Raw genomic sequence first — 20603 nt, 5'->3', positions numbered from 1 at the left:
GGAGGTGACTTTGATTGCTGTTAACATGTACTGAACTTATATTCTTTTTAAATTATTCAATGTCGAGATTTTTTAGTATCAATACCCTTAACCCATTTTATGTAATTTAAACACACATGCTATTGATTGTAAAACCTAGGGTGAAAATCGGGCCGCTCCAGATCGTGTCCGCAGCGACTCTTCCTATTTTGAGCTTATAGGGGAAGGTTGAGCTCAAACGTATGAACACCTTTTTCAGATGTAACGCTGACAGCGCCGCCGTGGTGCTGAACAATAATATCTTTCACGATGGAGAGCCCCAGGCCTGTGCCACCGGTCTTACGGCTACGTGAATGATCCGCACGGTAAAACCGCTCAAACAGCCATTTCCGATCGGCTTCTGAAATAAAAGGACCAGGTGATATGACAGAAATCCGATACACCTCTTCCTCGCTATGGCCCTGCAATTTCACCGGCTGCGAACCTTCATAATAATCATACGCATTATTAAGCAAGTTCGCGACGGCCTGCTCGACCGCTTCCTTATGAAAAGTAAGTTTAGCCGCTTCAACCTTCACCTCAAACGGAATCCCCTGCTCCTGAAATTTCAACATGAACATTTCCGATGTCTCTTCAAGCACCGGCTGAATGTCTTGAACATACTTTTCTCCGAGAATTTCAGGAGAGTGTTCATTCCAGCGGTTCATCTCCTGCAACTGATCAATCATGCCTGTTAATTTCTGCGCCTCTTTATGAAGGGATGCATACAGCTGCGGCGACCCATCAATCACGCCGGTTTTCAGCGCTTCCAAATAACCGTTGATATTTGAAAACGGGGTTCGGAGTTCATGGGCCATATCTGTCATCATTTTATCGCGCAGCACTTCGTTTTCCTGGAGGCGCCTGCTTAAATCATTCATGTGCGTACTTAAATTTTCTAACTCTTTAAATGAGGACGTCGTTACTTCCTCCGGGTATACTCCTTTTTTTAAGTCCGTCACCGAATGTTCGAGCTGTTGGATCGGCCGAATCACCTTTTTGGAGAAGTAGTAATGAAAAAAAGCGCCGATCAGCGTTACAAGCGGTACGCTGATCACAAGCAGCGCACCAAACTGTTCACGAAACACCTGCCCGCGGTTATCCTGCTCTGCCGGCAGTTGATCGACGAGACTGCAGGCGGCAGCGTAAATGAAATAACCGCTTACCAAAGCAATTAGGCTGATAATAATCGTATGCACAACAGTAAGCTGTACGAGTAAACTTCTTGTTTTTATTTTACGGAACAAAGCGATACCCCATACCGCGCACCGTTTGGATTCTTGCTGGTTTTGCCGGTGTTTCTTCAATTTTTTCTCGCAGCTTTTTGATATGCGCATCAATCGTCCGCTCAAGAATGTCAGCTTCATCATCAGGATGAATTTGGGCGACAAGCTGCTCCCGCGAAAACACGATATTCGGATGAGACATAAAGTGGTACAACAAATGAAACTCATAGGTTGTCATCTTTAAAGGCTGCTCATATAGATACACTTCACCACGCCGCGGCATGATCACAAGGCCGCTGTGCGCAATGCGCTGGCAGAAACGCCCGCCGCGCCGAAGCACAGCCTCTACCCGGGCTACAAGTTCTTCAGGGCTGAAAGGCTTTGTTATATAATCATCTGCACCAAGACGCAGGCCGGCCACTTTTTGTTCACTACTTGTTTTCGCCGTCAGCATAATGATCGAAGTTTCATTGTTGTCTTGCTCTTGAATCCATTCACACAACTTTTCACCACTTAATTTCGGAAGCATTAAATCAAGCAGAACAAGGCACGGGTAATGCGCCAGATACGCCTCCCTGCCTTCTTCACCATCAGCTGCAGTAATCACTTCATAGTGGTGTTTCTCAAGATAAATCTGGATTAAGTTACGAATCATTTCATCATCTTCGACAACTAAAATCTGCTGCCCCACACGCATCACCCTTTAGTCCATATCATTAAACTGCTGCAGCATAAAGGCTTGATTCACCGCACCTAATGCCACATGCTGCACCCTTCCTTCAGTATCAATGAAATAAGAAGTCGGCACAGGTTGAATATCATAATTGGTGGCTACATCTACATCATGATCGAGTAGAATCGGAAACGTCAATCCGTAATCATCAGCAAAATCTTCAACCTGCCCTACCCCAGGCTCAGAATCTGTTAAATTAACAGCAATGATTTCAATCCCGTCTTGTTCCTCGTATACTTCCTGCATATCCGGCATTTCCGCGCGGCAAGGCGGACACCATGTTGCCCAGAAATTCAACATGACTTTTTTCTCACCGCGCACATCGTACAAGGACATCTCCTCACCTGCTAATGTTTCAAGTGTGAAATCCGGTGCATAATCTCCTTCGTCTAATCCTATTTCACCTTCAGGTACCGGTGCTAAGTCGCCAGCACCTCCGCTTTCCTGCTCGGTGCTTTCCTCCGTTCCCCAATCGATGGCATCAATCAGCGTCCAGCTGAGCATGCCGGCGAGTAAAAGGCCGATCAATATGTTTTTCAAATTCATACATTGGCACTCCTTTTTTAACCTAAGTTTTCAAACCAAGTCCCTTCAATTAATCGTAAAATGTAAATGGAAATATCGTTTAATTGTCCGGTAAACAACAACAGTCCCATCAAAATCATGACCGCACCGCCAATTTTCATAATGATCCCGCTGTATTTGACGATCCATTTCGTGGAGCCGATAAAAAATGTCAAAATGAAAAACGGCAGCGCAAATCCGAGCGCATACAAAAGTGTATACACAAATCCTTGTGAAGGATCACTTGCTGAAAGTACTAATATAGAGGCAAAAATCGGTCCGATACACGGCGTCCAGCCGGCCGCAAATCCCATACCGACAAAGGTTGTACCGATCAATCCTGCAGGCTTTTTGCTGAAAGCCATTCGTTTATTTTTCATGAGCGTATCAAACTGGAGAATACCGGTGACAACAAGGCCCATAAAAACAATGAAAATCCCGGCAAGCTGCTGAACAAAATTACCAGAAGACCCGACAATTAAGTCTTCAATCCATCCTCCCATCACTGAAGCACCAACACCGAGTGCGATAAAAATGGAGGAGATCCCGATTAAAAAGAAAAGCGTATGCAGCATTAACGCCTTTCTTACGCGGCGGTCGTTTGTTTGTTCAAGCTCTTTTACACTCATCCCTCTAATGTAGGACAAATACGCAGGAAACAAAGGAAGTGTACATGGTGATATAAACGAGATCACCCCTGCACCAAACGCTGCCCATATCGTTAGTTGATTAAGTTCTTCCATCGTCTCACCTTCGCTTATGTATAATTGTCAACAAAATCGACATAACAGCCATAACAATACTCAATATAAGAAAACTTGCTGCTGGTACATACACCATCAACAACTGCGGTACGGCATCAACACGCATAATTAACCACTGGCTGAAAGCCCATGCTGCACCTACAACAGAAAGTTGAGCTGAGCGCTGAATCTTCTCGCCTAACCGGTGCAGCCAAAACAATAAAGCCACACTTACAGCCGTCGTATAAAAAGCAATTGGATGTTCAGCAAACGGCAGCGGTCCATTTATACTTGTGCCGGATTCGCGTGTCCAGACGGCATAAACGATTTGAGCCGCTAAAACGATGTATAACAATACAGCGAAAAGTTCTCGAACGTCAATCCCCTTTTTCCAATGTTGAACTGCAATGTAAATGCCTGCAGCACATAACGCCAGTATAAATTCTCCCGGGCCGCTTGGATAGCTAAGCACAGCCATTGGATCGCTCAAAAATAAAGTTAGATTGAGTAAAACTGTACCAAATGCGTAAACAAAACCAATCAAAATTAAAACATTAACCGCCCGATCCCGCGGCCGATAACCTGCAGAGCCTTGGTAAAGCGTGAAATAACGAACATATAAATAAGCGGCAACAAGCGCTATCACAGTTGCTACTGCCGCCTCCGGAATTAAGAGCGGCCCTACCTGCCAAGTTGTCATAACCTCACCTCTTTTCAGTTTAATCATAAACCCTCTTTATGAAAGTTTGATGAAAACGACGTAAAAAACCTTCGATCGCTAAGCTCTCATCTGCAACCGAAGGTCTTCCAACAGCAGTATGTTCATTTCTTATGCACGTCTAAACGCAAAATTAGACGTTGTTAAAGTTATGAAGCTAATCCTTCCTTAAACCTGTAAACTCACCATCTTCAGCGTTAATTTTTACAGGCCCCATATGTTCCGGCGCTTCGACGTTAAATACGTACACAAGTTCAGGCTCTTCTGCGATTTCGACGACTTCTAAAGCAGCTTCGTCATCTGTTAAGATGATGTGCTCGCTTACCGCTTCGCGGGCTTCATCCTCACCAACTTCAGGCTCAAGTTGAACATCAATATCTTGATAGTAGTTGAATGCAGATAAGCTTTCAAGGTTTCCACCGCTGTTAATCTGGACTCGAAGCCTCCTTGGGTGAATCAGCACCTCATCTTCAACCGCTGCGTAAAAGAAAGCGTACTGCTCTCCATCTCCTTCAACATCCGTAAGCTCAAGATCGGCATCATCTGCCCACGATTCGAGCAGCTCTTCACTCAACGCCTCCGCCTCTTCACGGTTAGCACCCTCACCTTCTGCATCGTGTTCACCTTCGAACACCTGCAAAACTTCACCGCCCCGCTTTGTCACTTCCACGATATAGGTTTCTTCATCCGCAAGCGTGTAGCCGACGGTTCCTAAATCATCGGCGATCATCCCTTCTTGGGCGACGGTGAGCTCCTCTTGGGAAACGTCACCCCACACAGGCTGCATGACCGCAGCTGCAGTCTCTTTCATCGCTTCTTCAGAAACTTCTTCCTCATCCAGTAGCGTTAGATTGTCAAGTGAATCTTGATGCGCGACTTCTTGATACGTCTCGTCAATATTGACTGGGAACGAATGGGTCCCCATTTCTGCAAACATAGTGTCCAGCTCTTCTTCAAGCACCGTTTCATTTAAATCTTCATCACCCACAAATGCTTCCATATGTTCGGTCATGATACGTAGGCGCTCCCTGATCGCTTCAAGGGATGCGACCTCTTCATCTGAAAAGGTTTCTTCTTCACTATCAATGAGATATTCCATGTAATTCACCGACTCATGGGTTGTCGCACTCCACTCCATGTGTCCCCGCGGTTCGATATCTGACATATCAATCACGCCCGTTTGAAAGCTAAGCACTTGCAGCCAGCTGTGCGCTTCATTTAACGCCCGGTGGATATCACTTTCTTCTGCCGCCGCTAAACTTTGGGCTAAGTTCTCTTCGGCAGCATTCGCCGCCATCATGTATGTATGTAATTCAGTTTGCAGCTGACCCTGTTCAACACTTTCATCCTCTGTATCTTCGATGTTTGCAGCACCGTAAGCTTGCAGACTGATCACAGCAAGCAACAAGCCGATCACGATGAATAAATGCCAGCGTTTCACATTAAGCACCCTTTCATTTACAAAATACGCTTCCATTATTTTCTCACAGGTGGGGAAGAAAACAAATACTTCTCTTTGCTATGTGAACGTATGATCTTTCGTTTGAATGAAGCTGAAGCTGAACGTGAAAAACCTTCGACCGCTAAGTTTCACCTGCAATCGAAGGCCTTCCAACAGACGTATATTCTTTGCTTTGGGCTTATGAAACTAATCTATCCGCAAACCTAAAAACTCGCCATCTTCAGCGTTGATTTTTACAGCCCCCATACGCTCCGGCGCTTCGACGTTAAAAACATATACAAGCTGAATTTCATGATCGATCTGAACAACTTCTAGAAGCGCATCGTCTTGAAGTACGATGTGGTCGCTGACTGCTTCACGGGCTTCTGCTTCCGTAAGTGCAGGTTCTGTCGTAATTTCGTCATGTTGATAATAATTCAACGCCTGCAAACGAAGGAGACGACCATTGTCACCATCGACTTCCACCCTCACCTGGCGGGGGTGTACAGGCACGTCGTCTTTTTGTGGGACATAGCTGAATGTGTAATGTCCGTTTTGACCTTCCACTTCTGTAAGCGTTAATTCTTCCGTTTCGTCCCACGCTTGGAGCACCTCTTCGCTGAAGGCTTCTGCATCTTCACGGGACATACTGCCGGCACCTCCTGCTTCACCTCCGTGTACATCAAGTACTTCCCCACCTTGCACACTGACATCTACAACCATTCCCTCGTCTTGATCTGCTAACGTGAATCCAACCGTGTCGAGGGCATGCACCGTACTTTCATGGGCCAACTCAAGATCCTCTGGGGCTGCGTCTTTCCCAAGTGAGCTCATAAACGACGCGGCACGTGCTCTCATTTCTTCTTCAGACACGTCTTCTGCTTCAGCCAGGTTAAAACCCCCGTCGCTTTCGTCAGGATGCCTGTTTTCTTCTTGATATACCCTATCTGAATTACCTACACGCGGCAGCTCCTCAAGCTTGGCAAAGGCCTCTTCTAATTGTTCATACATATCTTCTTCATCAAATGGCTGGTTGTTTTCAATCATAGGTTCAATATGTTCGGCAAAAATAACGAGCCGTTCCCGCAAGTGCGCGATCTCCTGGGCAGCTTCACTACGCAGTTCTCCCGCTTCATTTGCGAGTAAAAAGTCGATATATTCTATCGCCCGATCGGTGATTGTATACCACGCTCTACCACCATGCCCTGCAATTTCATGCATATCAATATCACGTGTTTGCAAGCTTAACGCCTGCAGCCACGCCTTCGTTTCTATCAACGCTTCCGTAACACTTTGCTCATCTGCAGCTGCGAGCCCTTGCGTAAGCTCCCTTTGAGCCATGCCTGCAACGGCTAAATATGTATGCAGTTCTTCCATCCGCTCATCTGTTACTGCTTCGTCAGTTTCTTCTTCAGCTGCTTCTTCAGCTTCATCTTCTAATGTATCGTCTTCAACAGCGTCATCACTGCCGCTTTCTACTGCTTGAACAACAACGACGGCGAGCAGCAAGCCGATCACGATCAATAAATGCCAGCGTTTCATTTTCAGCATCCTTTCTTTATGAACATCTACTGGCATTATTTTCTCACAGGTGGTGCAGAAAACAAATACTTCTCAATCATTGCGCGCACTTCTGTCCGCAAGTACGCTTTATGAAAGGTAAGTTCATCTTCACACCGCGGGGTCCAGATCTTATACGTCAATGTATGTTCAGGTGATTTTGTTTCCTCTACTTTCATCCGGTTTTGATAAAACGAACGCTTTAACAGCCGCAGCTCTTCCCGCATCGCAAGCACAGCCGACTCCACCGCCGCTTCATACAAATCACTGAATTTATAATCTTGAAATCCGCGCGCCAAATCTTGATCAAGCACTTTAACCGCAAACGTCAGAATAATATAGTTACGCACTTGCGCTTCTTCAGCTTCTGTCACCAACATGCAGCATCACCTCTACACCTATTATACACAAACAAATGTTCCCTTAAAACATGAAACACTTGGAAAGTGAATTTCAGATGAGGTTTTTGATAAAAAAAGCCGGCACCTATGATTTGAGGCAGCCAGCTTTTCCGTTATAATTTTGAATCCAAAGCTTTATCCTTCATCTACAACCTGCACATGCTCAGGCTCCGATTGACCGGGGTAACTTTCTGCCATATGATCCCACTCCAGCCTTAACAATTGCCCAATTTCATAAGTTGCAGTATCCTCCACCGTATACCAAACCGCTTCATTCTCTCCATCAAGCAGTTCTTCTTGTGAGGATTCAACCGCTTCTTCTTCTGTAATATCACTTATAACGAGAATCCTCTCTTCACTCTTATCAACGACGTAACCTTCTTGAACATTTGCTTCAGATGGATTTAACTCATCACTCGTCACTTCTGTGCCGCACCCAGCACTGGCGATGAACATTAAGAAGAATATAGAAATAAATATACGCTTTCTCAAATTAAGCCTCCTTTTTTAAAACCGGTTTAGTGGGGCACTCATTCAGAGGTGTCGTAAATATCTACAGCCGCTAATAGAAGTAAGATGCATTCATTTCATTCGGTTTCACCAGCCTCTTTCAGCTCACGGAGTGCTTGCGCGAGTCTCTCTTCAATCACTTCAAACGACATCGGTTGATCCACTGAAAACAGCTCATTATAATGAGCGAGCGCATCAAGCTTTGCATCTAGGTACGTTGTTAAGCCATCCGGGTCCTTATAATACACCCACGCTTCATCATTGAGATATTTCAAGCCGGCTTGACGAAGCGTAAGGGTCGCACCAATGGCTTTGTTGTGATAATTTCTTTGTGTTTTTGTCACTGTAATTTCAGGATCAGCTGAAGTGTAACGCGTTGTAAACTTCCGCTCATCTTCAGCAGCCGGCAAGTGGTGCAGCAGACGCTGATGCCAGTCAAAAAACTGACGACCCGTTTGCTCCAGCGCTTTTGCTTCTTCTTTCACATCTTCAGGTGAAGACGCGGTACTTACCTTCTCTTGTAAATCTTCTAAGGCAGCTTTTATTGATTCAATTTCAGCCGGCGCTTCTTGAACACTTAATGCCACATCCGTCTCCTGCTTCTCTTCAAGCATACCAGCCGCTTCCCTTTCACCGTATAGTGACATTGCTAAATATATTATGCCGCCTAGTGCAAGCACGAAGAGCAGCCCCATTTTACGATCGGGTTGATTGTTATGTTTGACGTCCACTTTAATCTACCTTTCTTTATTGATCATGTTCTACGTGGGCAACACCTGGCATAAAACTGGAGGTTCCCGCTCAAGCTAAAATCCCCGGCCGAATGAATCGTGCTACATGCTGTCCTGTTTTAGAGCCGCTTAATTCTACTCAAACACGACCTCAGTACCAGTGTTAATTTCAGTTAGTTGATTCATCGTTTGTACAGATGATTTATCTAGTTCATACGTCGAGGTTTCCTTGCCTTTAAATACTTGTACGTAGCCACCGTTATCCGAAGATGGCCAGTAATGAACAGCATAGGAGCTTTTATCAGCAAATACTAGCTTAAATGTAGCGATGGGCTTGGTAGCAATTACCGCATCTTCATCTAGTTTTGTTTTCGTTTCCAAAGCCGAAGTGAAGTGATCTAGATCATTTTTATCTGTCAAGATCGGTTCAACATCATGCTGATCGATATGATCCCAAATATCAATTTCTACTGATTGTAATGTTTGATCGTTGCTGCTGCAGCTCGTTAAAAACAAAATGACTATGATGTAAAATCGCAATTTATCCCTCCTCCGGCCGAAAGTAAGAAACTCTATGCCCAGGAGATTTATGTATGGGCCTCCCGATTGTTCGTATCACTGGGTGTTTTTAGCAGCTATCAATTGACATCGTCCTGTTCATTTATAAGAGGGGTTTAGAGCAGCTTATATAAGTAGTATTCATTCATAGGTGTTCCATTGATCATAAGGGAATGCACCTTTTCACCTTCTAAAACGAATCCCATCTTTCGATATAAATGAAAAGCGCTTACGTTGTCTTTTATGACCGTAAGCTCAAGCCTTGATATCTCAACTTGAGCGGCCCATTGAAACATTTGCTCGAATAACTTCGTTGCAAAACCTCGGCCTTGATAATCTTCAAGCACACCTAAGACAAGATAAGCTGAATGCTGGTTTCGTTTCAGTCTGCCGCCTAATGCCGTGATAAAACCTACAATTTTGTTTTCTACTTCGGCGACATAAATGACCGATTTCTTACTAGACATAATGCCCTCGATCGCTTTTCTTTGCTGCTCCACAGTGGTCTCTCGCTCCTCAGGTTCATACAACATAAAACCAGACTCATCAATCTTTTTGCTTACTGCTAAAAATTCATCTGCATCACTTACGGCGATCGGTCTAATGTTCATAAGAGAACTCCTTTGCTTTTGTATATTTTACCATGATTTTCATGTGGAAAGTAGGTGTGCTAAAACCTTCGCCATCCACACAGTGCCTGCAAGACAATATAGAATCGGTATAGCGGACTTTTAGAAATTAAGTCGTGTTCATCATGTTATTTTGGAAAGGACGAAAGGTTTTATGGGGATGATACCATTTTATATCGCTTCTTCGGCCTGCCATGCCAGCGGGCGCTCACGAAAAACACCCCCCCTATGGCGGGAGGGTGTTCACTCATTCTCAATCTTGGATGCTCTCTATTTTCAAAACCATCATGTTTAAGTCACGATTCACGCTATACAAATGCACAAACTCTTTTTGTTGATAAAACTCTTCTGTCCCATTTATTGCTTCTAAAGCAATGAAATTAATGCCCACAAACTCATTCATTTCATAAATAACGTCTAAGGCGCTGTAAAGTAAAGCACTTCCGTACCCTTGCCCCTCAAATTTCTGATCTACGCCCATATAGTGAATTCTAACGGCAGGAAATTGTTTTTGTTTCCCGCCTAAACCCCAACCTTGTTGCTGTATTTTGTTTTTAAAGACTTGAACACTATCTGCAAACATAGCGTAAAAACCAATAATTTCTTCTCCATTTGTTACAACATGGGTTTTAGTCAAGCTTTTTTTATGATGAGCTACTGCCTCATTTCGGAGATAGCTTCCCACCTTGTCATCATTATTGGAGCATTTAAAACGATTGAGTAGTGCTTCGTCTACTGCCGTAACCTCTTGTAAGAACAATTTAGTAGTAAAACCTTCCCTGTTTTCGGGCAGCTCTCGCCTTTTTCATCTCTTCTCTAGTCTTTTTCATTTGCGGGCTATTATTCTTATCAGAGCTTTCAGCCCATTTTTTAAAAGCTTTTAGCTCATTAGGATTATCTAAGTTAAAACGCTTTGGGTTTTTTATTGGAGTGCTCATTTCCTGATCATCCTCCTTGCACACTCAATCACCACCTACATAAAAGTGGTAATTAGTATATGCTTTGGTAGTATCTATTATACGGGCAATTGCAATGCCTGGCAATTAATACTGTAGGTTGCTTTCAAACATTCAACCTTTTCTTAAACAAAAACCACTTGTGCACCGGCTTGGCCGACCACACAAGTGGTTGAAAGTGTTATTTGATGAATGTCTATAAAACCTTGACCCTCAAATGCTTTAACTCACCTTATGCTCAATGCGTAGTTTATCTGCGACCATGGCGATAAACTCGGAGTTGGTCGGCTTTGCTTTTGTGCTTGAAACGGTGTAGCCGAACATGCTTGAGAGCGAGTCAATGTTGCCGCGGTTCCAGGCGACTTCGATCGCGTGGCGGATGGCCCGCTCAACGCGGCTCGCGGTCGTGTTAAATTTGTTTGCAATTTCCGGGTAAAGTTCCTTTGTGATCGAACCGAGAAGCTCAATGTCGTTATAAACCATTGTGATCGCTTCACGCAAATACATATAGCCTTTAATATGGGCCGGCACACCAATTTCGTGAATAATTGACGTGATGCTTTGATCAAGGTTTATAGGCTCCTGGCTCTGCTGTAAAATTTGGGAACTGCCGCCGCCTGCAGCTTGCACAGTCACTTCATTGCCGCTGATTTCGCGGATGTTTGCGATTAATTTATCCATATCAAATGGCTTTAAGATGTAATATGATGCCCCTAAATTCACCGCTTTTTTCGTCACGTCTTCTTGACCGAATGCGGTAAGCATCATGACTTTCGGACGGTCTGCACCGAAACGTTCATTCAGCTTTTCAAGTACGGCCAGTCCGTCTAAGTGCGGCATAATAATATCAAGAACTAAAACATCAGGCTTTGCTTCTTCAATTAAATCAAGACATTCATGACCATTATAAGCAACACCGCTCACCTGCATATCGTTTTGAGCGGATACATACTCTTCAAGCATCTGGACAAGCTCCCGGTTATCATCGGCAATACAAACATTAATCGAATTCACAATAAAGGCCTCCTCTAAGGTATAAGGTTCTCACTATAAGCTTTCGACAACTGCCTATGATTTCCTGCTAAAATATCCGGAAATTTTAAATCATCTTTGATTTCCTTTGAAATGGTCTTAATTTCTTCTATTTACGACGGTGTTCGATATTTTATGCGTTGTTTTTTATGTGTTTGTCGAAAAATCTTTATGTAAACTATACCAAATCTTACCGTCCGGTACAACTCAGCTTCAAATGCCTCAGTTAAAAACCGGCTGAAAGTACATCAGCCGGCTTCTTCGAGCCCTTCTTCCGTTAAAATGTCTGCTTCCTTTAACATCCACTCAATGTGACCGGCGTAACCGGAAGCTGCATCATTTACAAACACGTGCGTCACAGCACCGATCAGGCGGTCATTTTGAATGATTGGGCTGCCGCTCATGCCTTGAATAATGCCGCCGGTTTTTTCGAGCAGGCGTTCATCGGTGACTTCAATCACCATCCCTTTTGTGGCCGGGTGGTCTTGCGTTAAGATTTTTTTCACTTCAATATCAAATGCTTCAACTTCTTCTCCTTCAACGACAGTCAACATTTTTGCTTCACCAGTTGAAACTTGATCCGGGAAGGCAATTGGCATCGTTTCTTCATCTTTCAGCGAATGATCATCGTTTAACTTGCCAAAAATACCAAAGGCATTGTTTTTTGTAATTGAGCCAAGTTCGTTTTTCCCCATACCCATGCTTGCACGCTTTTCACCAGGATGGCCGCTTGACCCTTTATCGATATCTTCAACGACCGATCGAACGATTTTTCCGTTATGAACGTTTAACGGCTGTTTCGTAGCAGCATCAGCTACGACGTGACCAAGTGCACCATATTTGCCCGTTTCCGGCTCAAAAAAAGTCATTGTTCCGACGCCGGCAGAAGATTCACGAACATAAATCCCGAGCTTGCCGCCGGATGATAAATCGACCTCTTTTTCAATGGTTTCTTCATCTCTTTTTAAAGTTAACGTCACATCGTTTGACCCGGAGGATCGGTCAATTAACCGTTGAATTGAAGAGATCCCGTGAATGCTTTCATCATTAATTTTAACGAGCCGGTCGCCTGGTTTTACGCCTGCTTGTTTTGCCGCGGACGCTGTATCATCTTCGTCGTGATAACCGACAACAAAAACACCTTGCTCACCTGCTCGGATGCCGATGGACTCGCCACCTGGAACGACATCAATGGCTGGTACTTCTTTTGTTTCAATCGTCTTTACTGGAATCGGTCCTGCTGAAATGACGACTGCATCTTCTTCAGCAGCTGTTGAAAAATATTTAAGCTTGTCATCCATCGCTTGAACGAGCGGAAGTTCTGTTGTATATCCACCTTGTGCCGATCGTTCATCAGATGCGGTGTACAAAGCTTCATCTGGTAAGTCGACCCATTCCTGCACAGGTTCAAGCGAAAAAAAGCTAATCACTGCAAGCAGGAATAAAACTCCCATCCACCTTCGTTTATCCATGTTTTTCACTCCTTACACCGTCTGCACCTGTGTACCTTTAATGTTGCCTTTTCAAAAAACGTTTATAAGGGGAGAGACATAAAAAAAGCCGACCAAAACTGGTCAGCTTTAACATCTTAAGATTTGACAGCTGATGCCTCTGCAATCAACTCACGGGCGTTTTCCAAACTTGCCTCGGTGACAGTTGTGCCTGAGATCATTCGAGCAATCTCTTCTGTAGCAGCGGTGGAAGACATCGGCTCCACCGTTGTATAAACGCGGGCGTCTTCTTCAGATTTTTCAATTAAAAAGTGTTCATCAGCCATCGCCGCAACTTGCGGCAGATGCGTAATGCAAAGCACTTGCGCGTCGTTTGCGGCTTCTTGAATTTTTGCTGCAATCGCCTGAGCGACCCGGCCGCTGACACCGGTGTCAACTTCATCAAAGATCAATGCAACCTTTTGTTGAAAGCCGCTTAACACCGTTTTTAACGCAAGCATAATTCTTGAGATTTCACCGCCGGAAGCGATTTTTGCAAGCGGCTTCTCCGGCTCACCGGCATTGGTGGACAGCATAAATTCCACTTTTTCCTGCCCGTTAGCTGTAAAATAGCGCCGCCCGTTTTCAAAAGTGTAGCTGCTGCCCCGTTCTGCCAGGCTGAATTCAACCGTTAAGGAAGCATTCGGCATATGTAATGCGCCTAATTCACCTTCGACTGTTTCGCTTAAACGAAGCGCCGCCTGTCTGCGCAGATCGGTTAACGTATCGGCTTCAGCTGCTAAGTCAGCTGCCTTTTGTTCAAGTTCAGCTTCGTACGCTTGAATATTTTCATCTTTATTGACGATCAAATCCCGCTCTTCTTCCACTTTCGCCGCATATTCCAGAATTTCATCAACCGTGCTGCCGTATTTGCGCTTTAACCGGTCAATTTCATTTAACCGGCTTTCAACTTCGTGGAGACGCTCCGGGTCAAACGCTAACGCTTCAGAATGTTCGCGCAGCGAAAAGGTTGCCTCTTCTAGTGCGTAATACGCGTTTGCCACCGATTCCTGCAGCTCGCCTAAACGGTCATCAACTGCAGCGGCTGCTTCTGTTTCGCCTAAAGCATGACTCACCCAGTCGAGACCCCGGCCTTCGCCGTACAAACTGTTATACGCACCAGAGAGCGCGTCATATAAGCTTTCGCTGTGACTTAAAATATGCTTTTCTTTTTCAAGCTGCTCGTCTTCTCCCGGGCTAAGCTCTGCTTGAACGATCTCGCCAAGCTGATATTCAATTAAATCAAGCCGGTGGGCGTTTTCCTGATCATTTTCCTGCAGCTGCTCCAGCTTTTCCTGTGTCCGCTTGAAGTCTTGAAAGCGGCTTTGATAATCAGCAAGCGCTTTTTTTAAATCGTCCCCGGCAAATTTATCGAGGAGATGGAGATGCCGCTCGGACTGCAGCAGTTCTTGATGCTCATGCTGACCGTGAATATCAATTAAGCCTTGACCCACTTCGCGCAGCACGGCAAGTGTGACAAGCTTATTGTTAATCCGGCAGATGCTTTTTCCTTTATGGGTCACCTCACGGCGGAGAACCACCATGTTTTCTTCAATTTCAATACCTGCAGCTTCCGCCCGGGCACGAGCCGGACTGTTTTCTTCCACCGTAAACAGCCCTTCGATTTCCGCCCGATCGGCTCCGTGACGAACATAATCAACGGAACCTCGTCCACCGGCAAGAAGCGCAAGTGAGTCAATAATGATGGACTTTCCGGCGCCGGTTTCACCGGTTAACACGGTAAGCCCTTGTTCAAATGACAATGTAACCTCTTCAATGACGGCTACATTTTTTATCGTAATTTCCTCGAGCATGGCAAGAACGCCTCCTTCGGCTGTTACAGCATATCAAGAAAACGTTGGGCAACTTCTTCAGACTGTACTTTTTCCCGGCAGATAATCAAAATCGTATCATCGCCGCAAACGGTGCCCATAATTTCCTCCCAGTCCAAATTGTCGATTAACGCCGCAATCGCCATGGCGTTTCCCGGCATCGTTTTCATGACAAGCAGCTGCTCGGAATGATCAATGCTAATAAAGCTGTCTGTGAGCGCCCGCTTCAGTTTCTGCAGCGGATTAAAGCGTTGGTCGGATGGCAGACTGTATTTATAACGGCCGTCCATCGTCGGTACTTTCACAAGATGAAGTTCTTTAATATCGCGTGACACCGTCGCCTGGGTCACGTTGTAGCCAGCTTCTCTTAACCCATCGACAAGTTCTTCCTGGGTTTCAACTTCTTCATCAGTAATGATTTCACGGATTTTTATATGTCGCTGACCTTTCGTCATTGCGGCGCCTCCTTACGGCGTTATACTTATGCGTAGAACAAGTATAATTATACGACGCCATACACGAAAATTCAATCATCACAAGCTTCTGTATATGCAAGATTCGTCAAATCTTCAACAGTAATCGGCGAAGGTTGTCCACTTACGCGTTTTAAATGAAACAAATACTCAACGTTGCCGCCGGTACCTGTAATTGGCGACCTGGCTGCAGCGATCACTTGAAAACCGTTTGCTTCTGCGTCAGCGTGGCGTTCATGAAGCACCCGTTCATGAATATGGGCTTCACGCACAATCCCTTTTTTTCCGACTTCATCCCGGCCGGCTTCAAACTGCGGCTTCACTAAAACAACGGCATCACCGCCGGCAGTTAGAAGCTTTTTGAGCGGCGGTAAAATTAAGCTGAGCGAGATAAACGACACGTCACAGACTGCAGCTTCTGGTGGCGGGTCAGGCAGGTCATCTTCTGTCATGTAGCGGAAGTTGACCCGCTCAAGTGAGGTCACCCGCTCGTCTGTCCGCAGTTTCCAAGCAAGCTGATTGTACCCGACATCAACAGCATAAACGTTTGCCGCTCCGTGCTGCAGGGCGCAGTCTGTAAAACCGCCGGTAGAAGCGCCAATATCAAGCACGGTTTTTTCATTGAGATCAATCGCAAATGCCTGCAGGGCTTTTTCAAGCTTCAAGCCGCCGCGGCTCACATACGGCAAAAGCTCCCCTTTCATGCGAAGGGGAGTTGCCGAATCGAGCTTTGTGCCGGGCTTGTCAATGCGCTCTGTTTCTGCATACAAAAGCCCTGCCATAATGCTTCGTTTTGCTTTTTCACGGGTGTCGGCGAGGCCCTGCTCGACGGCCAGCACATCCGCTCGTTCTTTTTTGCTCATGACGTTACGCCCTTTGTTCTTTTCTTGGGGCAAGCTGTTTTAAACGCTCGCTTACCTCTTCTGTCGTTAAACCGATCTCTTCATAAAGCTCTGGTACACTACCGTGCTCAATATAACGGTCCGGAATACCCATCCGATCCACCGTCACATTGTGATAACCCGCGTCATGATAATACTCAAGGACAGCACTACCGAAACTTCCTTTCAGTGCTGCTTCTTCTAGCGTCAGCATAGGCATGCGCTGTTCAGCAAGTTCCTGCAGCAAGTCCTCATCAAGCGGCTTCGCTGAATTTGCGTTGACAACTTTCACAGAGAGCCCCTGCGTTGCCATGGCATCTGCAGCTTCTTCAGCGATCGGAAGCATCGTGCTGAAAGCTAAGATTGCTGCATCTTTTCCTTCGCGCACGGTTTCCCACTTGCCGATCGGAAGAGCTTTTAACTCTTCGTCCATTTTTATGCCGTAGCCGTTGCCGCGAGGATAACGCACCGCAATCGGGCCGTCATCATGCTGCACAGCGGTATAAACCATGTGCTGCAGCTCGTTTTCATCTTTTGGCATCAAGATCGTCATATTCGGAAGATGACGCAGGTACGCAATATCAAATACACCTTGGTGCGTCTCGCCGTCTGCACCGACCAATCCGGCGCGGTCTATCGCGAAGAAGACATTTAACTTCTGCCGGCACACATCGTGAACGAGTTGGTCGTAAGCGCGCTGCAAAAAGGTAGAGTACACGCCAAACACCGGCTTCATGCCTTGGGTGGCAAGACCTGCAGACATCGTCGTGGCGTGCTGCTCAGCAATCCCTACATCAAACATCCGATCCGGGTGGGCTTTTGCAAATTGATCAAGCTTTGTTCCACCTGGCATCGCCGCTGTAATCGCAACAACGCGCGGGTCGTCGTTGGCAATGCGTTCAAGCGTATCGCTGAACACCGCACTGTATGCCGGCGGCCCCGGCTTTTTCACGACTTCACCGGATTCAATCTTATAGGGTCCAAGTCCGTGCCACGTGCCTTTGGCATCATTTTCTGCCGGGCCGTAGCCTTTTCCTTTTTTCGTAATCACGTGAATGATGACCGGGCCTTCCGTCTTTTTCGCGTATTCAAGATTGCCGAATAAATCATCGTAATCATGTCCATCTACCGGACCGAAATACGTAAAGCCCATCTCTTCAAAGAACATGCCGGAAACGAGAAGATACTTCAAGCTATCTTTCACCCGCTCGGCTGTCGTTGCTAAACGACCCCCAAACGCAGGGATACGTTTAATCAAATATTCAAGTTCATCTTTTGCTTTTTGATAACGTCCGGCTGTACGCATCCGACCGAGCATATTGTGCAAGGCACCAACGTTTGGTGCAATCGACATTTCGTTATCGTTTAAAATGACCGTCATGTTCGTCTGCTCATGACCGATATGGTTGAGGGCTTCTAGCGCCATCCCGCCGGTTAAGGCACCATCACCAATGACCGGAAGCACGTGGTGATTTTCACCTTTTAAATCGCGGGCGGTCGCCATGCCCATCGCTGCAGATAAAGATGTGGAGCTGTGTCCAGTCTCCCAAATATCATGTTCGCTTTCATCGCGTTTTGGAAAACCGCACAAACCTTGATATTTACGGAGGGAGTCAAACTCACCGCCGCGTCCGGTTAAAATTTTATGAACGTACGCCTGATGCCCTACATCCCATAAAATTTTATCCTCCGGACTGTTATACAGTTGATGGAGTGCAAGTGTTAATTCAACAACGCCAAGATTTGGGCCGAGGTGACCCCCTGTTACTGAAAGACGTTCAATTAAAAACTGACGTACATCTTCACCCAGATTTTCGAGATCCTGGCGGGAACAGCTTTTCAAAAAGCCGGGATTTTCAATCGATTCCAAGTCCATGCAGCGAAACCTCGCTTTCCCTTCAATTTGCATCTACATACTTTTACCTATTTTCTCTTTTTCCGCTTTGGAAAAACCCGAATATGCAATTTCGTTTCAAGAATGTAAAGCACCTTACCTACATGATATATGATCGGGGTTGAATAGTAAATTGCAACCGTTTTCCCGAAAGACTTCCCCCCTACTGTAAGGGCTGCGACGACACTTGTAAATACCATCGAAATGATCGTCTGCGCCACACTTCCTTCATTCTCCCCGAGGGCGAAGGTAAGCTGCAGAACGACAAAGGCTGAGGCGGTTCCGCTAATAATCCCTGCAATGTCTCCGATCACATCGTTACAGAAGCTTGCGAAACGGTCGGCGTGTTTTGTAATTAAGACGCCGTGCCGGCCGCCTGGCACTTTGTTCGCTGCCATCGCATTAAAGGGTGTTTCTTCGGCTGCGGTTGCGGCTATTCCTATCGTATCAAAAAATACACCGATAAACACAATAATGAACACCACAACCATTCCGACCGCCCACGAAACGCCGGACAAAATGGCTGTAGATATAATCGAAAAAAGAGCCGCTAACACTAAAGTGATAACGGCGATCCAAAAACTCCAGTTTATTGTTTGTGACCATGTTTTTTTCATAGCAGTTACACTGCACCTTTACTCGTCGTATGTACGTAGGGTGGTCATACAAAAGATAAACTTTGCGGCTTAGGTCCAGTAGGATTTCCCAGGCAGCAGCCAGCGCGTCGCCGCCCTGGCGGTTTCCCTTTAAGGCTGCCTTGATGCCGTCGCCGGTCATCAGACTGGATTACCACTTAGCACGCACCGTAATCCCCTCTGTATGTCACCTAATTGGTGAACAGTCTAGGAGTTTTCCTCAACGACTCCGTGCCATCCCTTAGCCTCTTTTGCAGAGCAGGTTTCGGATGCAAAAGGTAAATAGCCGCTGGCCGGCAGCTATTTACCTTGTGACGCATCCTCCCCCGGCTCCACTCAAGGCAGGCTACGCTACCTGCAGACAATTTCTTGCCCGCGCGGCAGGTCTTACCCGAATGATTCACTCCCAGAGCAGAACCATTCAGGCCTCCGCGGCAAGAGGGTTCGCGCCCACATGCCTTTGTGGATCGCCCCCTTGCCTTTACTCCCAGCTCCGACCCAAGGCTGGGCGCCTCAAGCCGGAACCAGAAACTTCATCGATGTGCCCTTCAGCGGATTTTTAGGCCCGCCTTCGGGTATGGAGAGTCGACTAGAATACTGCACCACCCAATGTTTGTTCAACTATTATAACATGTACAAGTACTCACGCCAACATATTGAACAAGCCAAAATTTGTCACAGCAAAAACGGAAAAATCACGTGTGAAACTTTTTACCGGTCACGTTCCACAATATAAGAAGCAATCGTTTTTAAACCGTCGTGATCAACTGAAGTGCCGGCGAGTTCTGTTAACGCCCGGTCGTAATGGTAGTTCATCTTCTCTTTTGCACCTTCTAAGCCAAGCAGGCCGGGATACGTCGATTTATTTAAGCCGTCATCACTGCCGACGGGCTTGCCAATCACATCCGCGTCCCCTTCAACATCAAGAATGTCATCTTTAATTTGAAAGACGAGACCGATCTCTTTTGAAAAAGCACGCAGATGCTGCACATCCTGTGCGGGCGCACCGGCAGCAATCGCCCCACCCTGCACAGCAAAAGCAAGGAGTTCGCCGGTTTTATGATGGTGAATGTACTCAAGCTCTTCAAGCGAAAGTGAGCGGTTCTCACCTTCAATATCTGCAATTTGACCGCCGACCATGCCTTCAGCACCTGCCGCTTGCGCAAGCAATGCCGTCACTTCCGTTTTCCAGGCTGCCGCAGCAGGACCTCCTGCTTGTGACAATACTTGAAAGCTTTTCGTTAACAAGGCGTCTCCAGCAAGAATCGCATGCGCTTCACCGAACTTTTTATGGTTTGTCGGCTGACCGCGGCGGAGATCATCATCATCCATTGCCGGCAGATCATCATGGATTAACGAGTACGTATGCACCATTTCCACCGCACAGGCCACATCGAGCGCTTCCTCCGTCCAGCGGCCGTAAGCGTCAGCTGCAGCCATCGTTAATAACGGCCGCACCCGTTTGCCGCCTGCTTTTAATGAGTAGAGCATCGCTTCCTGCAAAGCGTGGGGCATAGCTTTTGATTCCACGTGGCTAAAGAGGCGCTTTTCCACTTCAGGTTTATACGTTTCAATCAT

General features: G+C 46.1%; 22 protein-coding genes. All 22 read right to left on the bottom strand.

What is annotated here, in order from left to right; translation table 11 throughout:
- Positions 1 to 194: 194 nt before the first annotated feature.
- Positions 195 to 1265 (bottom strand): sensor histidine kinase, encoded by a 1071-nt coding sequence (locus B0H94_RS11220; RefSeq protein WP_181315379.1) that lies wholly within the window; start codon positions 1263 to 1265, stop codon positions 195 to 197.
- Positions 1255 to 1935 (bottom strand): response regulator transcription factor, encoded by a 681-nt coding sequence (locus tag B0H94_RS11215; protein ID WP_106589365.1) that lies wholly within the window; start codon positions 1933 to 1935, stop codon positions 1255 to 1257. The genes B0H94_RS11220 and B0H94_RS11215 overlap by 11 nt, the downstream gene beginning before the upstream one ends.
- Positions 1936 to 1947: 12 nt before the next feature.
- Positions 1948 to 2523, bottom strand: coding sequence for a peroxiredoxin family protein (locus B0H94_RS11210; protein WP_106589364.1), 576 nt, complete (start codon positions 2521 to 2523; stop codon positions 1948 to 1950).
- Between the two features lie 17 nt (positions 2524 to 2540).
- Entirely contained in the window at positions 2541 to 3284 is a 744-nt protein-coding gene (locus B0H94_RS11205) for a cytochrome c biogenesis CcdA family protein (protein ID WP_106589363.1), read from the bottom strand.
- Between the two features lie 4 nt (positions 3285 to 3288).
- Entirely contained in the window at positions 3289 to 3984 is a 696-nt protein-coding gene (locus B0H94_RS11200) for a hypothetical protein (RefSeq protein ID WP_106589362.1), read from the bottom strand.
- A 175-nt stretch (positions 3985 to 4159) separates the two neighbouring features.
- Positions 4160 to 5443 carry a PepSY1/2 domain-containing protein gene (locus B0H94_RS11195; RefSeq protein WP_181315378.1) on the bottom strand — a complete coding sequence of 428 codons (1284 nt, stop codon included), beginning with the start codon at positions 5441 to 5443 and terminating at the stop codon, positions 4160 to 4162.
- A 207-nt stretch (positions 5444 to 5650) separates the two neighbouring features.
- On the bottom strand, positions 5651 to 6985 hold the full coding sequence (locus B0H94_RS11190) for a PepSY1/2 domain-containing protein (protein WP_181315377.1): 1335 nt from the start codon (positions 6983 to 6985) through the stop codon (positions 5651 to 5653).
- 35 nt (positions 6986 to 7020) lie between these two features.
- Complete coding sequence (locus B0H94_RS11185) at positions 7021 to 7383, bottom strand: YhjD family protein (RefSeq protein WP_106589359.1); 363 nt, start codon at positions 7381 to 7383, stop codon at positions 7021 to 7023.
- 156 nt (positions 7384 to 7539) lie between these two features.
- Complete coding sequence (locus tag B0H94_RS11180) at positions 7540 to 7896, bottom strand: YobA family protein (RefSeq protein ID WP_106589358.1); 357 nt, start codon at positions 7894 to 7896, stop codon at positions 7540 to 7542.
- Between the two features lie 95 nt (positions 7897 to 7991).
- A complete protein-coding gene (locus tag B0H94_RS11175; protein WP_146139944.1) occupies positions 7992 to 8645 on the bottom strand; it encodes a hypothetical protein in 654 nt (217 codons plus the stop codon).
- Between the two features lie 135 nt (positions 8646 to 8780).
- Complete coding sequence (locus B0H94_RS11170; RefSeq protein WP_106589356.1) at positions 8781 to 9185, bottom strand: hypothetical protein; 405 nt, start codon at positions 9183 to 9185, stop codon at positions 8781 to 8783.
- A gap of 134 nt (positions 9186 to 9319) precedes the next feature.
- Positions 9320 to 9814, bottom strand: a complete 495-nt coding sequence (locus B0H94_RS11165; RefSeq protein WP_106589355.1) for a GNAT family N-acetyltransferase — start codon at positions 9812 to 9814, stop codon at positions 9320 to 9322.
- Positions 9815 to 10085: 271 nt separating this feature from the next.
- Positions 10086 to 10592, bottom strand: coding sequence for a GNAT family N-acetyltransferase (locus B0H94_RS11160; protein WP_181315376.1), 507 nt, complete (start codon positions 10590 to 10592; stop codon positions 10086 to 10088).
- 1 nt (position 10593) lies between these two features.
- Complete coding sequence (locus B0H94_RS15235) at positions 10594 to 10770, bottom strand: hypothetical protein (protein WP_181315375.1); 177 nt, start codon at positions 10768 to 10770, stop codon at positions 10594 to 10596.
- A 240-nt stretch (positions 10771 to 11010) separates the two neighbouring features.
- Positions 11011 to 11802: a sporulation transcription factor Spo0A gene (gene spo0A / locus B0H94_RS11150; RefSeq protein ID WP_106589352.1), complete on the bottom strand. Its 792-nt coding sequence runs from the start codon at positions 11800 to 11802 to the stop codon at positions 11011 to 11013.
- A 266-nt stretch (positions 11803 to 12068) separates the two neighbouring features.
- Entirely contained in the window at positions 12069 to 13292 is a 1224-nt protein-coding gene (gene spoIVB / locus B0H94_RS11145; protein ID WP_106589351.1) for a SpoIVB peptidase, read from the bottom strand.
- Between the two features lie 116 nt (positions 13293 to 13408).
- Positions 13409 to 15124, bottom strand: a complete 1716-nt coding sequence (recN, locus tag B0H94_RS11140; protein ID WP_106589350.1) for a DNA repair protein RecN — start codon at positions 15122 to 15124, stop codon at positions 13409 to 13411.
- A 23-nt stretch (positions 15125 to 15147) separates the two neighbouring features.
- A complete protein-coding gene (gene ahrC, locus B0H94_RS11135) occupies positions 15148 to 15597 on the bottom strand; it encodes a transcriptional regulator AhrC/ArgR (RefSeq protein WP_106589349.1) in 450 nt (149 codons plus the stop codon).
- Positions 15598 to 15668: 71 nt separating this feature from the next.
- A complete protein-coding gene (locus B0H94_RS11130) occupies positions 15669 to 16478 on the bottom strand; it encodes a TlyA family RNA methyltransferase (RefSeq protein WP_106589348.1) in 810 nt (269 codons plus the stop codon).
- Between the two features lie 4 nt (positions 16479 to 16482).
- Positions 16483 to 18372 (bottom strand): 1-deoxy-D-xylulose-5-phosphate synthase, encoded by a 1890-nt coding sequence (gene dxs / locus B0H94_RS11125; protein WP_106589347.1) that lies wholly within the window; start codon positions 18370 to 18372, stop codon positions 16483 to 16485.
- 47 nt (positions 18373 to 18419) lie between these two features.
- Positions 18420 to 19007 carry a hypothetical protein gene (locus B0H94_RS11120; RefSeq protein ID WP_106589346.1) on the bottom strand — a complete coding sequence of 196 codons (588 nt, stop codon included), beginning with the start codon at positions 19005 to 19007 and terminating at the stop codon, positions 18420 to 18422.
- Between the two features lie 729 nt (positions 19008 to 19736).
- Positions 19737 to 20603 (bottom strand): polyprenyl synthetase family protein, encoded by an 867-nt coding sequence (locus B0H94_RS11115; RefSeq protein WP_106589449.1) that lies wholly within the window; start codon positions 20601 to 20603, stop codon positions 19737 to 19739.

The sequence above is a fragment of the Salsuginibacillus halophilus genome (assembly GCF_003014715.1).
GTDB classification, from domain to species: domain Bacteria; phylum Bacillota; class Bacilli; order Bacillales; family Marinococcaceae; genus Salsuginibacillus; species Salsuginibacillus halophilus.
Note: the sequence above shows the minus strand (reverse complement) of the source record. Positions and strands in the feature narration are given on the sequence as shown.